At 64.8% G+C, this 12696-nt stretch carries 15 protein-coding genes and 1 tRNA gene; 9 read left to right on the plus strand and 7 right to left on the minus strand.

The features are described 5' to 3' along the window. Nucleotides 1-31 precede the first annotated feature (31 nt). Complete coding sequence (locus tag IEX41_RS11100) at nt 32-199, plus strand: hypothetical protein (RefSeq protein ID WP_188790320.1); 168 nt, start codon at nt 32-34, stop codon at nt 197-199. A gap of 744 nt (nt 200-943) precedes the next feature. Here IEX41_RS11100 and IEX41_RS11105 read toward each other — a convergent pair. From IEX41_RS11105 to IEX41_RS11115, 3 genes are all read right to left on the minus strand, one after another. Then, the gene (locus IEX41_RS11105) at nt 944-1441 is read right to left on the minus strand and encodes a MarR family winged helix-turn-helix transcriptional regulator (protein WP_188790321.1); all 498 of its coding nucleotides are present in this window, start codon (nt 1439-1441) and stop codon (nt 944-946) included. Nucleotides 1442-1572: 131 nt separating this feature from the next. Next, entirely contained in the window at nt 1573-1854 is a 282-nt protein-coding gene (locus IEX41_RS11110; RefSeq protein WP_188790322.1) for an FAD assembly factor SdhE, read from the minus strand. Next, nucleotides 1851-2246, minus strand: a complete 396-nt coding sequence (locus IEX41_RS11115) for a helix-turn-helix domain-containing protein (RefSeq protein ID WP_188790323.1) — start codon at nt 2244-2246, stop codon at nt 1851-1853. The genes IEX41_RS11110 and IEX41_RS11115 overlap by 4 nt, the downstream gene beginning before the upstream one ends. A gap of 120 nt (nt 2247-2366) precedes the next feature. Here IEX41_RS11115 and IEX41_RS11120 point away from each other — a divergent pair, with 120 nt between their 5' ends. From IEX41_RS11120 to IEX41_RS11135, 4 genes are all read left to right on the plus strand, one after another. Beyond that, a complete protein-coding gene (locus IEX41_RS11120; protein WP_188790324.1) occupies nt 2367-3569 on the plus strand; it encodes a pyridoxal phosphate-dependent aminotransferase in 1203 nt (400 codons plus the stop codon). A gap of 21 nt (nt 3570-3590) precedes the next feature. Beyond that, nucleotides 3591-3992, plus strand: a complete 402-nt coding sequence (locus IEX41_RS11125; RefSeq protein ID WP_188790325.1) for a hypothetical protein — start codon at nt 3591-3593, stop codon at nt 3990-3992. Nucleotides 3993-4153: 161 nt separating this feature from the next. Continuing rightward, nucleotides 4154-4489 (plus strand): hypothetical protein, encoded by a 336-nt coding sequence (locus IEX41_RS11130; protein WP_188790326.1) that lies wholly within the window; start codon nt 4154-4156, stop codon nt 4487-4489. Nucleotides 4490-4606: 117 nt separating this feature from the next. Continuing rightward, nucleotides 4607-5398, plus strand: coding sequence for an inositol monophosphatase family protein (locus IEX41_RS11135; RefSeq protein WP_188790327.1), 792 nt, complete (start codon nt 4607-4609; stop codon nt 5396-5398). Nucleotides 5399-5551: 153 nt separating this feature from the next. On the opposite strand, the gene IEX41_RS11140 is transcribed toward IEX41_RS11135, so the two are convergent. From IEX41_RS11140 to putA, 3 genes are all read right to left on the minus strand, one after another. Further along, entirely contained in the window at nt 5552-5920 is a 369-nt protein-coding gene (locus IEX41_RS11140; RefSeq protein ID WP_188790328.1) for a GFA family protein, read from the minus strand. Next, nucleotides 5905-6654 carry a rhomboid family intramembrane serine protease gene (locus IEX41_RS11145; RefSeq protein WP_188790329.1) on the minus strand — a complete coding sequence of 250 codons (750 nt, stop codon included), beginning with the start codon at nt 6652-6654 and terminating at the stop codon, nt 5905-5907. The genes IEX41_RS11140 and IEX41_RS11145 overlap by 16 nt, the downstream gene beginning before the upstream one ends. A gap of 222 nt (nt 6655-6876) precedes the next feature. Next, a complete protein-coding gene (gene putA / locus IEX41_RS11150; protein ID WP_188790330.1) occupies nt 6877-10305 on the minus strand; it encodes a bifunctional proline dehydrogenase/L-glutamate gamma-semialdehyde dehydrogenase PutA in 3429 nt (1142 codons plus the stop codon). A gap of 106 nt (nt 10306-10411) precedes the next feature. On the opposite strand from putA, the gene IEX41_RS11155 reads away from it, so the two are divergent. Together IEX41_RS11155 and IEX41_RS11160 are read left to right on the plus strand one after the other, a co-directional pair. Then, the gene (locus IEX41_RS11155; protein WP_188790331.1) at nt 10412-10897 is read left to right on the plus strand and encodes an Lrp/AsnC family transcriptional regulator; all 486 of its coding nucleotides are present in this window, start codon (nt 10412-10414) and stop codon (nt 10895-10897) included. 59 nt (nt 10898-10956) lie between these two features. Continuing rightward, nucleotides 10957-11040: transfer RNA gene (locus IEX41_RS11160), tRNA-Leu, on the plus strand. Nucleotides 11041-11749: 709 nt separating this feature from the next. Here IEX41_RS11160 and IEX41_RS11165 read toward each other — a convergent pair. Then, entirely contained in the window at nt 11750-11902 is a 153-nt protein-coding gene (locus tag IEX41_RS11165; RefSeq protein WP_188790332.1) for a hypothetical protein, read from the minus strand. Between the two features lie 85 nt (nt 11903-11987). On the opposite strand from IEX41_RS11165, the gene IEX41_RS22035 reads away from it, so the two are divergent. Together IEX41_RS22035 and IEX41_RS11170 are read left to right on the plus strand one after the other, a co-directional pair. Continuing rightward, complete coding sequence (locus tag IEX41_RS22035) at nt 11988-12290, plus strand: DUF7697 family protein (RefSeq protein ID WP_444544447.1); 303 nt, start codon at nt 11988-11990, stop codon at nt 12288-12290. Then, a complete protein-coding gene (locus tag IEX41_RS11170; protein WP_188790333.1) occupies nt 12287-12652 on the plus strand; it encodes a hypothetical protein in 366 nt (121 codons plus the stop codon). Before IEX41_RS22035 ends, IEX41_RS11170 begins: the two co-directional genes overlap by 4 nt. Nucleotides 12653-12696: the final 44 nt, after the last annotated feature.

The raw sequence follows: 12696 nt of genomic DNA on the forward strand, positions 1-12696 counted from the left end.
GTGCTAGCTTCTTCTTCAGGGAGGAACTTTCATGATTCATTTCGCGATCGGCCTGACCATCGGCCTTATCATCATGGCACCGGTTATTGCGCTTGCGCTTGCTGCGGGGCGGCTGACGAAGACCATCGGGTCCGAGACACCGTCCGTTCCTGTGCGTCTGCCGCAGGTCGGGCTGAAGCTGGTGCACACCAGAGCCTGACGGATCTGATGACATTCTGATACCTAGGGCTGCCGAGGAGGCGTTGCATGTTGCCGGTCTGACCGGAAGGCATGGGCGGGCAGCCAAGGGTTGGCACCGCGGAGCAGGGCGACTGCTTCGCGGTGCTGACGTTTCAGGTCCCGCTTCCTCGTATTCGGGAGGGGCGTGTTGGCGGCGCAGCGCTTTGTGGTGAAGCGCCGACAATGAAGGCGCAGCATGAGCGAATGATTTTCAACTAAAGTTTGGTGCTGGGTGATTGGCTGAAAGTCTGTCGGCTGAAGTGGGGGTGTTGACAGATCCCTCTCGAGCGGAGGCAGACTTTCTGCGAGGCTGCGAGGCTGCGAGGCTGCGAGGCTGCGAGGCTGCGAGGCTGCGAGGCTGCGAGGCTGCGAGGCTGCGAGGCTGCGAGGCTGCGAGGCTGCGAGGCTGCAGCCGGTGCAAGCCGTTCCAATAGCATTGGCACCCATTTTAATAAGCCGCTTTGACATCGTCGTGAGCCACTTGGGTCCGGTGATCATCAAGGATGATCGACATGGCGGCAGGCGGACCCAGCGTGCTTCGCCAACCGGTGAGGGCAGGGGCAGATCAGTCGGGAGCCATCCGACCCGCTGGCCCGGTCAGGATCTCTCCGGCGTGGCACCTCGGAACGAGGTAGGGCGCCCGCGCCACATGGTCTAAACCGCCCATTCGCGATTCACACCATTCGTTCGCAACAGGGAGAGGGCCAGTTCGCTTGCCTCCGAGTTAATAGATGTAGCGGATTTGGTCGGTCCAGAACCTTTCCAGCCGCCGCAGCGAGGTGTTCACGGAATCGAGCCCGTCCAGGTCGATGACGTTGCGCCCCTCCATGCCTGCGGAGTGCTTCTCGAACAGGGTCTGCACCGTGTCGCGGATGTCGCGCCCCTGAGCAGTGAGGCGGACACGTACGGAACGGCGGTCGATCTCGCAGCGCTGGTGGTGCATGTAGCCCATCTCGACCAGCTTCTTCAGATTGTAGCTGACGTTGCTGCCCTGGTAGTAGCCGCGCGATTTCAGCTCGCCTGCCGTCACCTCGTTGTCACCGATGTTGTAAAGCAGCAGCGCCTGCACCGCATTGATCTCGATGACGCCGGTGCGTTCGAATTCGTCCTTGATCACGTCGAGCAGAAGACGGTGCAGCCGTTCGACGAGCGCCAGCGTCTCCAGGTACCCGGTCATGTAGCCGGACATCGGCTGTTTTCCCATGGAGGCATGAATGCTCATTACCGTCTCCGCCTGTTTTCTTTGGACGGAAGGTTTGAGGCAAAAAAGCCAACAATACGTTAAGCCACGTCAAATGCTTAGAAGTGTCAGGATTTATGTCCGCAGCATCCAGACCGGTGACGCATCCGAAGCTAGACGGTGCGGTTCGGGCTGCAGGCGACGTCGACGATGTCCTGCACCAGCGGTGCAAATGGCCCTGGTGCGGGCTTCTGACCCGACACCCACTGGTAGAGATCCTGATCGTTCTCGTCCAGAAGCGCCTCGTAACGGTCCAGTTCGGCCGCGCTCATGCCCGAGAGCCGAGCCCCTGCGTAGCGCGACAGGATGATGTCCATCTCCTTGATGCCCCGGCGCATTGAGCGCATGGACAGCCGCTTAATCCGGTGTTCGGGAGACTCGGTGGCCTGCGTCATTGGCGTTCCTTCAGCAGCTTGCGAAGCGTCTTTTCGAGGCGGCCGAGCCGGTCGCCCGCTGCACCGATCTGGGTCTTGAGTGCACGAATTTCCAGCAGTGCCTCGTTCACGTCCGCGGGCAGGGAGGCTTCGACATCCTCAGGGCTGGCGACTCCGTCGCCTTCGCCGGTCAGCAGCCAGACCAGAGACACGTTGAGCAGCCCCGCGATCATCTGTAGCCGGTTGGCGCGCGGCTCGGAGATATCGTTCTCCCAGGCCTGCAGGGTCTTGAGCTTGACGCCAAGGCGGCGGGCCAGCTTTTCCTGGTCCATTCCCGCGGCTTCACGGGCGCCGGCGATGCGGTCGCCGAAGGTCGCGGACTCGGGGCCGTACCAGTCGGTCGTGTCGGTCATCTTCTTCTCCCTCAAGGCCCCTCGGGCCGCTTTTCCGGCTGCCGCAGGCCCGTCAACCCGCTTGAACGGCGCTTAGGCGCATCCTATGACAGTCCGGAACTCATTACAAACGGTGCCCTCATGGCTTTCCTTTCCGACACCCTCGCCCGCGTCAAGCCGTCCCCTACAGTCGCCGTCACCCAGCTGGCCGCCGAGTTGAAGGCGCAGGGCAAGGACGTGATTGGTCTGGGCGCCGGGGAACCCGACTTTGACACGCCGCAGAACATCAAGGAGGCTGCGATTGCGGCCATCCATGCGGGAAAAACGAAATACACCGCGCCGGACGGAATGCCCGAACTCAAGAAGGCGATCTGTGACAAGTTCGCCCGCGAGAACGGCCTGACCTACGAGCCAGCGCAGGTGACCGTGTCCACCGGCGGCAAGCAGGTGCTCTACAACGCGCTGATGGCGACCCTGAACCCCGGCGACGAGGTCATCATCCCCGCGCCCTACTGGGTGAGCTACCCGGACATGGTCCTGCTGGGGCAGGGCACCCCCGTGGTCGTCGAGGGCAAGCCCGAGCTGGGCTACAAGATCACGCCCGAACTGCTCGAGGCGGCGATCACGCCCAAGACCAAATGGTTCATCTTCAACTCGCCGTCGAACCCCACCGGCGCGGGCTACACGAAGGACGAGCTCAAGGCGATCACCGACGTGCTGATGCGCCATCCCCATGTCTGGGTGATGTCGGACGACATGTACGAGCACCTTGCCTATGATGGCTGGGAGTTCTTTACCCCCGCGCAGATCGAGCCGGGCCTCTACGACCGCACGCTGACCTGCAACGGGGTGTCCAAGGCCTATGCCATGACCGGTTGGCGCATCGGCTATGCCGCCGGCCCGAAAGAGCTGATCGCGGCGATGCGCAAGATCCAGTCGCAGTCGACCACGAACCCCAGTTCGATCAGCCAGTGGGCGGCGCTCGAGGCACTGAGCGGGCCGCAGGATTTCCTTGCCACCAACGCCGAGCTCTTCAAGCGGCGCCGTGACCTGGTGCTTGAAAAGCTCAATGCGATCGAGGGCATTACCTGCCCGACCCCGGAAGGTGCGTTTTACGTCTACCCGTCCATCGCTGGCCTCATCGGAAAAACCACAGAGTCCGGCGTGAAGATCGTCGATGACGAGACCTTCGCCAAGGCGCTGCTCGAGGACAAGGGCGTGGCCGTGGTGTTCGGTGCGGCCTTTGGCCTGTCGCCCAACTTCCGCGTTTCCTACGCGACGTCCGAGGCGCTCCTGGAAGAAGCGTGCAACCGCATCGAGGCCTTCTGCAAGGGTCTCAAGTAAGCATCCAGCTCAGGAGGCATCATGCCCGGCGATCTGCCCGATTATTATTTCCGTGTCCGTGACAATGGCGCCACCGTGTTCCGGGTGGACATGGAAAACCGCCAGCGGCGGATCGAGATGGATCAGATCGCCGTGGTCAACCTCAACCGTGAGGACATCAAGCCGCATGGCGACCGGGCGCTGTCCCACGAGGATACAGCCGCCATTCAGAACTGGATCGCCGAGCGCAAGGCCACGCTGGCGCGGCGAGATATCGATGACATCCACCGCGCCATCGACCACCTCAACCTGACCACCCATTGGGCGCAGACCAAAGCGGACGATGACCAGCTCGAGATCGTGACGGATGCGCTTCTTCTGGCTATGCATGATTTGCGGTCGGTACTGGTACGCAAGAAGGCCGACCGGCTGACAAGAACTTAGGCCTTCTTTGGACAGTTCTGCATGAAGCCCCTAATTGTCAGTTCTGAGGAAACAAACCCCTGCGATAAAGACAAAAATTTGACTTGTTTCGCGATGTCACTAACCTCTGCGCAACAACTCTGACGATTTTTTGGCTTCGTATCTTCGCCATGGGGGATTTCATGCGCGCCACTGCTTTCCTTGCCGCCGCCGCGGCCTTTACCCTTACCGCCTCGCAGGCCTTTGCCTGGAATGACATGTACCGGGGCGATGCCACCTCCGATGTCACCCGGCAGCCGTTGGTGCAGGCTTACCCGGCGGCGAACTACTGCCCGGGCGGGCTTGAGCCGGTGATCAACGGGGGAGTGATCTACTGCGGCACGCCGACTGCCGGCACTTACTACAACCCTGCCGACCACCTGCCGCGCAAAGCCCGCGGCGCGACCCGTGCGGCGCACCGCAGCTACATGCCGCAGCCCTATGCGCCGGTCGGTGAAAAAGGCGTCGTTTACCAGTGAGGCCTGTCGCCCGGTGCCGCCGGGCGTTGTGAGGCCGGCCGCGTGGACACGCGGACTTGGCAAATCCGGACAGGCCGCGTATATGCGCGGCCTGAACCATTTGCAGGGACCTATGTGATGCAGGGCAGTGCCAATCTCAACATCATGATCAAGGCAGCGCGGAAGGCCGGGCGGTCCCTCGTCAAGGATTTCCGTGAAGTCGAGAACCTCCAGGTGTCCATGAAGGGCGCCGGGGATTTCGTCAGCCGCGCCGACATCGCCTCCGAGGCGATCCTCAAGGAAGAGCTTCTGGGCGCCCGCCCGACCTATGGCTGGCTGGCCGAGGAAGGCGGAGAAATCGCCGGGGCCGATCCCACCCGCCGCTGGATCGTCGATCCGCTGGACGGCACCACCAACTTCCTGCACGGTCTGCCGCACTGGGCGATTTCCATCGCGCTCGAGCATAAGGGCCAGATCGTCGCAGGTGTGGTTTACGACCCGGCCAAGGATGAAATGTTTTATGCCGAAAAGGGGCAAGGCGCGTGGCTGAACGACTCGCGCCGCCTGCGAGTGTCGGGCCGTTCGCGCCTGATCGAGGCGCTGTTCGCCACGGGCATCCCCTTTGCCGCCAAGAAGACCCTTCCCGCCATGCTGGGTGATCTGGCCCGCCTGATGCCCGAGTGCGCCGGTGTGCGCCGCTTCGGCTCGGCCGCGCTGGACCTCGCCTATGTGGCGGCGGGCCGGTACGACGGCTACTGGGAGCGTGAACAGTACCTGTGGGATTACGCCGCCGGCATCCTCATTGCGCAGGAAGCGGGCGCGCTGGTGCAGGGCGTGCGCGAGGACCAGGATCCGCTCGAGAGCGGGTCGGTGCTGTGCGCCAACAATGCGATTTTCGACGGTTTCGCGAAGATCATCCGCAACGGCTGATTTCGCGGCGTGCGCCGCAGGGTGTTTGACGGGAGATCTGCACCCGCTCCACCCCCGGCGAATTTTCAAAGAGAAGAAACAGAGGGCGGCATCAGGCTGCCCTTTTTCATGTCCAGTGGCCGGGGTCGGATGGCCAGAGCCCGCTGGCGAGCATCAGCGGTCGGAGGGATGGTTGACGCCGTCGCTCCATGGGATCGGTTCGTGGTCTGCGGGATTCACGCCGTCTATGGCGCCCATGTTGACACCGTATTCGTTCGGGTTCGACCGGCGGCGGTGGAACATGTAGATGCCGCAGATGCGGCAGAAGTGGTGTTCGGCGGTATGGGTGTTGAACTGGTAGAGCGCGAGGCTCTCCACGCCCTTCACGACCTTGACGCCGTCCAGAGGGGCAGAGACAGCGGGCGCGCCCCGGCGGCGGCAGTAGGAACAATCGCAGCGCCGGGCAGTGGCGAGCCCGGCGCTTAGGGCCACCCGAAGCTCGACCGCGCCGCAGTGACAAGTTGCCTTTACTGGTTCGGCCATTGACGTTTCCTGACCTTGGGGATGTCCGAGGCCTGAAGCGCCGGCGGGTGGGGCGGCTGGCCATCGTTGTGGTTCCAGAAGCTGAGGCCGCCTCGCTTGCGCCATGCGGGCAGGATCAGCAGCATGCCTGCGGCAAAGCCCCCAAGATGCGCCCAGTAGGCAACTCCAGTTCCGCCGGCGCTGGCACTGACGCCGCCAAAGACCTGAAGCCCGAACCAGGCGCCCAGCAGGACCCATGCGGGGATCGGCAATACTTTGAAGAAGATCACGAGAAAAATGAAGATATCCACCCGTGCCCTTGGGAATAGCAGCAGGTAGCCGCCCATCACGCCCGCAATGGCCCCCGATGCGCCCACCGTGGGGATCGAGGAAAACGGCTCGGACACGTAGTGCACCAGCGCTGCGATGACCCCGCAGGCGATGTAGAAGCCGGCAAACCGCGCATGGCCCAGCTCATCTTCGATGTTGTCCCCGAAGATGAACAGGAACAGCATGTTGCCGGCGAGGTGCGCCAGCCCGCCATGCAGGAACATCGAGGTGACTAGCCCGCCAAGGCCATGGCCTTCAGTGACCAATGCCGGGATCAGCGCCCAGTCGAAGAAGAACGCCGCAAGCGCCCGGTCGTCAGTGAAGAGCGGCCAATAGTTCAGGAAGATCACGATATTCGTCGCGATCAGTGCGTATGTGACGTAGGGCGTGCGGCCCGACGGATTATGATCGCGTATGGGGAACATCGCCCCCGACTTTGTCTGGAAAGCCAGCCACGTCAAGCGCCTTGCGTCCGCAGGGGCGCAGCGGGGCAGTTTGCCGCGGCCTCCGACCGGTGCCTCGCGATCTTCCGCCTGACGCGGTCGGGCAGGAGAGCTTGCATACGCCCGCCAGCAGGCGCGGCGTGTGGGCTGAACCATGCGATGCCCTCCCGCCTGGCGGAGCCGGGCAGGAGGGAGGAGGAGGGCTCACATGTGACCGCCAAGAAGCGCGGCGTTGCCGCCCGAGGCGGTGGTGTCGACGCACACGTGCCGTTCGGCGCGAGCGTGGCCCTTGTCCGGCAGTCCGGTGATCAGCGAGAGCACCGCGCCGTCCCGCCCTGCAAGCGCCTTTCGGTAGGCGCGGGCGCTGTCGTCGTCCCCCCACCAGATCGCAGCCGAGAAGCCGGAGACCTCGGCCAGCGCCTCGGGCGGCACCATGCCGTGCGAGACCACTGCCACGCCGCCCAACTTGCGCACCGCGTCGGCTTGCGCCGCGGCGCAATCCGACCCCGGGCCGAGGCAAAGCACCGGGGGCCGCGCGTGGGTGGTGTACTGGTTGGCCTCGCCGGTGGGGCCAGGCAGTTCCGTCGTTTTGGGGCCGGCAGCCCTGCCTGCCGAGGCCAGCGCCTGCTGCACGCGCTCGGTCACGTCACGCGTGGACCAACTGCCCACGGGCCCGGTTTGCGCGTGCTCGCGGAAGCGGTCTAGATAGAGCGGCCCGCCCGCCTTCGGCCCGGTGCCCGACAGGCCCTCGCCGCCGAAGGGCTGGCTGCCGACAATGGCGCCGATCTGGTTGCGATTGACGTAGATGTTGCCCGCTTCGATACGGTCGGTCACGTGCTGCACCCGGTCGTCGATGCGGGTCTGAAGTCCGAAGGTCAGGCCGTAGCCGGTGCCATTGATGGTGTCGATGACCTTGTCCAGATCCTGCGCCTTGAAGGTGGCGATGTGCAGGATGGGGCCGAAGATCTCGCGCTCCATGTCCTCGATTCCGCCGACGCGGATCATCGCGGGGCCGATGAAATGGCCGGTGTGGGGCACGGCGATCTGGTGCATGAGGCGGCCATCGGCGCGGGCCTCGGCCACGTGGGCAGCGATGCCCTCATGCGCCTCGGCGTCGATCACCGGGCCAAGGTCCGAGGACAGCTTCCACGGCAGGCCGGGGGACAGCGCGTCCATGGCGCCTTTCAGCATCTCGATCACGTGGGGGGCGATGTCCTCCTGCAGGTAGAGGCAGCGCAGCGCCGAACAGCGCTGGCCCGCCGACTGGAACGAGCTTTCGATCACCGCGCGCACCGCCTGTTCCGGCAGCGCCGTGCTGTCGACGATCATCGCGTTGAGCCCGCCGGTTTCAGCGATGAAGGGCGTGCCCGGCGCGAGATGTTCGGCGATGGAACGGTGGATGATCTGCGCCGTTTCGGTCGAGCCGGTGAAGGCCACGCCCGCCACTTCAGGCGAAGAGGTCAGCGCCGCGCCCACGTCGCCCGCACCCGGCAGCAGTTGCAGCACACTGCGAGGCACACCGGCCTCGTGCAGCAGCTGAGCCGCGCGCCACGCGATCAGCGGCGTCTGCTCGGCGGGTTTCGACAGCACACCATTGCCAGCGGCCAGAGCGGCGGCGATCTGGCCGGTAAAGATCGCCAGTGGGAAGTTCCATGGCGAAATGCAGGCAAAGACGCCCCGGGCCGGGGCACCTGCCGCATGGGCGGCGTAGTAGCGCAGGAAATCCACCGCCTCGCGCAGCTCGGCCACGGCGTCCATCAACGTCTTGCCCGCCTCGCGGTGCAGCAGCGCGAAAAGCTCGCCATAGTTTTCCTCGTAGAGGTCAGCGGCGCGGATCAGTACCGCCGCGCGCTCCTCGGGGGAGGCGTCCCAGCGGGTCGCGGCGCCTGCGGCGGCGCGCACGGTGGCGGGGCTCGCCCAGGTGATCTCGCCTACCGTGTCATGCGGGTCGGCTGGGTTCACCATCGGTGCGGTCTCCCCAACGGAGGCCTCGCAAGCCAGCAGCGGAGCGGCGGTCCAGCGGGTTGCCTTGAAGCCATCCCGCGCGGTGTCGATCGCCTCCAGCGTCGGTCGGTGGGTCAGATCGAAGCCCTTGGAGTTGGGCCGCTCGGGGGCGAAAAGCTCGGGGCCACGGGGCAGGGGGCGGCCCGGTGCGGCCTCGAACGGGTCGGCGGCGACCACCTCGGGGGGCACGGTCTCGTCGACGATTTGGTTCACGAAGGACGAGTTCGCGCCGTTCTCCAGCAGGCGCCGCACGAGATAGGCCAGCAGATCACGATGCGCGCCCACGGGGGCGTAGATGCGGCAGCGGGTGCCTTCGCCCTTGTGTACAAGTTCGTGCAGCGTCTCGCCCATGCCGTGCAGGCGCTGGAACTCGAAGCTGGTGGTGTCCGTCGCCATCTCGAGCACCGCGGCCACGGTATGCGCGTTGTGCGTGGCAAACTGCGGGTAGATGCGGTCGGTCATCGACAGCAGTTTGCGGGCGTTTGCGATGTAGGAAATGTCGCTGTGCGCTTTCGAGGTGAAGACCGGGAAGCCCTCCAGCCCCATGACCTGCGCGCGCTTGATCTCGGTGTCCCAGTAGGCGCCCTTGACGAGGCGTACCATGAGGTGGCGGTCATGCGCCTCGGCCATGGCGTAAAGCCAGTCGAGCGCTTGCGACGCCCGCAGACCATAGGCCTGCACCACGACGCCGAACCCGTCCCAGCCTGCCAGCGTCGGCGAGGCAAAGGCCGCCCCGATCACGTCGAGCGAGATCGACAGCCGGTCGGCTTCCTCGGCGTCAACGTTGAGTCCGATGTTCGCCGCCTTGGCCTGCTGGCAGAGCTTCAGAAGGCGCGGCACGAGCACCTTCATCACCTGATCGTACTGCGCCTCTTCGTAGCGGGCGAAGAGTGCCGAAAGCTTGACCGAGATGCCGGGGTTGTCGCGGATGTCGCCCTTGGTGGCGGCCTTGGCAATGGCGGCGATGGCGTCGGAATAGGACTTGAGATAGGCCAGCGCGTCCGTTTCTGTACGCGCGGCTTCGCCCAGCATGTCGTAGCTGTAGGTGTAGCCCTTGGCCTCCATCTGCGCGCCGCGCTTCATTGCCTTCTCGATGGTTTCGCCAAGCACGAACTGCGAGCCCATCTCGCGCATGGCGCGGCCCACCGCGGTGCGGATCACCGGCTCGCCCAGCCGTTTCATGGCGTTGCGCAGGTGGCCAGCGGGGCCGGGGCGGGCCTCGGGGTCGAGCACCTTGCCCGTCAGCATCAGGGCCCAGGTTGAGGCATTGACCAGCGGAGAGGCCGAGCGGCCCATGTGCTTGCCCCAATCCGAGGGCGCGATCTTGTCCTCGATCAGCGCGTCGATGGTGTCGGCATCTGGCACCCGCAGCAGCGCCTCGGCGAGGCACATGAGCGCGATGCCCTCGTCGGTCGACAGACCATATTCCGCAAGGAAGACCTCCATCATGCCGGGCTTGGTGCTGGACCGGATGTCGCGCACCAGCTGGGCGCCGCGTTTGCCGATGGCGGCGCGGTCTTCGGGTGACAGGTTCGCCTCCGTGCGCAGGCGTTCGACGGTGGCCGCCTCGTCGGCATACATGTCGAGATCAATCAGTTGGCGGATGTCGGGGGCGATATCGCGGGGCATTCCATAACTCCGGTGATTTTTTCCATAGTACAGTGGTGCTGGCGGGCGGTTTGCCTTATTCAGGCATTATGACATTCCGAATCGTCTGAAATTGTCGGGATTTACTATGCAAGACGACTATGAGGGCTTTGATCGGTTCGACCGGGCGATTCTGACCACGCTTGCCGGGGACGGGCGGATTTCAATCACCGAGCTTGCGCGCCGCATCGGCCTTTCCAAGAGCCCCACACAAGCACGCCTGCGCCGGCTTGAAGAGTTGGGCGTGATCCGTGGCTATCGGGCGATCCTCGACCCGATCCGGCTTGGGCTCGATCACGTGGCTTTCGTCGAGGTGCGCATGCTCGACACCCGCGAGGCGTCCTTGGCCGAATTCAACAAGGCGGTTGCCGCGATCCCCGAAATTGAGCAGGTGCACCTTATCGCGGGCAATTTCGACTATCTTCTCAAGGTGCGCACCACGGACATGCGCGATTATCGCCGGGTGCTGGCCGAGCGCATCTCGACCCTGCCGCACGTATCGACCACGTCCACCTACGTTGCCATGCAGGCTGTCAAGGAAGACGGCATCGCGCAACCCCCGGGCGAAATCTGAGCAATCCATTGCGCGGTGCCTCTGGCCAAGGGCAAAAAAATCCTGCAAGGACGGGGCGGGCCCGCGTGGTGGAATGGTAGACACAGGGGACTTAAAATCCCTAGCCGCATGGCGTGCCGGTTCGAGTCCGGCCGCGGGTACCATTTGAAATTTTAGGAATCTTCCAGATTTTGAGGATGAGAGCGGCAGGTCAGTCCGCCACCGCTCACCCATCCCTCTCCCCCCTTTCTCGTTCTGGTCCTGCTCTGTTCTGCTGTCATTTGCGGCGATTCTGGGCGGCCCGGCTCAGCGCCCCGCGGCTCGCTTTGGCCCGGTTGTAGGCCAGCATCTCGGCGCTCTGACACGTGACGGCTTGGATTTCCGCATCGCTGCATCCGGCCTCGGCCAGCGGCACGATTGCCAGCTTGCGAAGACCGTGAAGTCTGTACCTTTTCGCCTCGGGGCCCAGCCCTTCCCGCCACGTGACAAACGCGGCCTTCACGCCCGAACAGGCGACTGGGTCGGCGAATTTCTTCGAGGAGGTGCCAGTCGCGCTTCGGCATTTGGGCGACGAACTCGCCCAGATGTTCGGGGCAGTAGACCTCGAGATCCTGCTTGCCCTTCTCATCCCACACGGTCATCCACCCGCCCGCAAACTGGGCGTGCCGCATCACGATGGCCGTATTGGGGCGCTCGCCGATCCCGAGCATCACCATGGCGGCGGCGCGGACACTCTGCGGCACCGTGACGAGCTCGCTGACCGTCCGCTTTGGCGATCCGCCACTCGCGCGAAACCCTTCCGCCGGCCCACGCCTTCGACGCGGCGGCGCTCGATACCAAGAATCTCGGACCTGAGCGTGAGGCGCTGCGCAGTCAGGCGCGCGGCGCCCGATCAAGCTGCTGCTGACCCGGTTCTGCACGGGCTGAAACGGCATCAAGGACGACACCGGCACGGCTGCGCCGCTTCAGGCCAAGGCCATCGACGCCTTCCTCGATCTGTTCCCCGGCACGGCATCGTCGCTGCATGCCGGGCTTCTGGCGCCAATGGTTGAGCTGAAGGCAGCCGTCTGCGCGCCCTCGCCGCATACCTCTACGGCAGAGGCCTGATCTTTTGCGCCGATTACCGGACCACGCCCGGCTTTTCCTGCGCGAGGTTCGGGGGCGAGGGCATCTGTCCCGGAGACACGCACGCACCGCAGAGCGTCGAGGGCCGCGCCACTGCCGCCACCGGTGCCAGTCTGGCGCATCAGCGTGGCATCGGGCCCGCCGGCTACGCTGGGCTCGACATGCCTGCCTCGCGATGACCGAGGCGCAGGGCATTCCGACATCCGTGGCGGCGCTTCTGCTGCCGTTCTGGGAGCTGGGCCTGCTGCAGGCCTTGAACCGCAATCGTGAGACCGAAGGCAAGTCATGAGCACCACCACGCGCAGCTACACGATCCGCCTTTCGGCCGCCGGCAAGCAGCAGCTCGAGGCGGATCTGAAGGCGCTCGGCCAATCCAGCGAGCAAAGCCTGAAGCGCATCCAGTCGGCGGGGCGTCCGGCAAGCGCCGGGCTGCGCGAAACCGATGGTGCAGCGCGGCAGCTTAAGGGGGCGCTATATGCCATGGGGCAGGGATTGGCCGCCGTCCAGCGCCTCGCGCGGTTCATGGGCACCACGGCGCTGGCCGGGGCTGGTGGCCTTCGGCAAGGGCGCGCTCGACGCGGGGCGTCAGTTCCAGACGATGATGCAACGGAACGAGGCGGCGACGCAGGCCAACTCGGTGCGGGCGCTTGAGGACGCGCAGCGAGAGCTGCAGGCGGCTCAGGACAGCATGAGCG

Origin of the sequence: Salipiger pallidus, assembly GCF_014643635.1 — a bacterium.
Lineage (GTDB): Bacteria > Pseudomonadota > Alphaproteobacteria > Rhodobacterales > Rhodobacteraceae > Salipiger > Salipiger pallidus.

Coding starts and splice junctions, on each gene's coding strand:
- IEX41_RS11170 (WP_188790333.1), top strand. CDS start 12,287: ATGAGCACCACCACGCGCAGCTACACGATCCGCCTTTCGGCCGCCGGC.
- IEX41_RS11120 (WP_188790324.1), top strand. CDS start 2,367: ATGGCTTTCCTTTCCGACACCCTCGCCCGCGTCAAGCCGTCCCCTACA.
- IEX41_RS11100 (WP_188790320.1), top strand. CDS start 32: ATGATTCATTTCGCGATCGGCCTGACCATCGGCCTTATCATCATGGCA.
- IEX41_RS11105 (WP_188790321.1), bottom strand. CDS start 1,441: ATGAGCATTCATGCCTCCATGGGAAAACAGCCGATGTCCGGCTACATG.
- IEX41_RS11155 (WP_188790331.1), top strand. CDS start 10,412: ATGCAAGACGACTATGAGGGCTTTGATCGGTTCGACCGGGCGATTCTG.
- IEX41_RS11125 (WP_188790325.1), top strand. CDS start 3,591: ATGCCCGGCGATCTGCCCGATTATTATTTCCGTGTCCGTGACAATGGC.
- IEX41_RS11145 (WP_188790329.1), bottom strand. CDS start 6,654: ATGTTCCCCATACGCGATCATAATCCGTCGGGCCGCACGCCCTACGTC.
- IEX41_RS11165 (WP_188790332.1), bottom strand. CDS start 11,902: ATGCAGCGACGATGCCGTGCCGGGGAACAGATCGAGGAAGGCGTCGAT.
- IEX41_RS11130 (WP_188790326.1), top strand. CDS start 4,154: ATGCGCGCCACTGCTTTCCTTGCCGCCGCCGCGGCCTTTACCCTTACC.
- IEX41_RS11140 (WP_188790328.1), bottom strand. CDS start 5,920: ATGGCCGAACCAGTAAAGGCAACTTGTCACTGCGGCGCGGTCGAGCTT.
- putA (WP_188790330.1), bottom strand. CDS start 10,305: ATGCCCCGCGATATCGCCCCCGACATCCGCCAACTGATTGATCTCGAC.
- IEX41_RS11115 (WP_188790323.1), bottom strand. CDS start 2,246: ATGACCGACACGACCGACTGGTACGGCCCCGAGTCCGCGACCTTCGGC.
- IEX41_RS11110 (WP_188790322.1), bottom strand. CDS start 1,854: ATGACGCAGGCCACCGAGTCTCCCGAACACCGGATTAAGCGGCTGTCC.
- IEX41_RS11135 (WP_188790327.1), top strand. CDS start 4,607: ATGCAGGGCAGTGCCAATCTCAACATCATGATCAAGGCAGCGCGGAAG.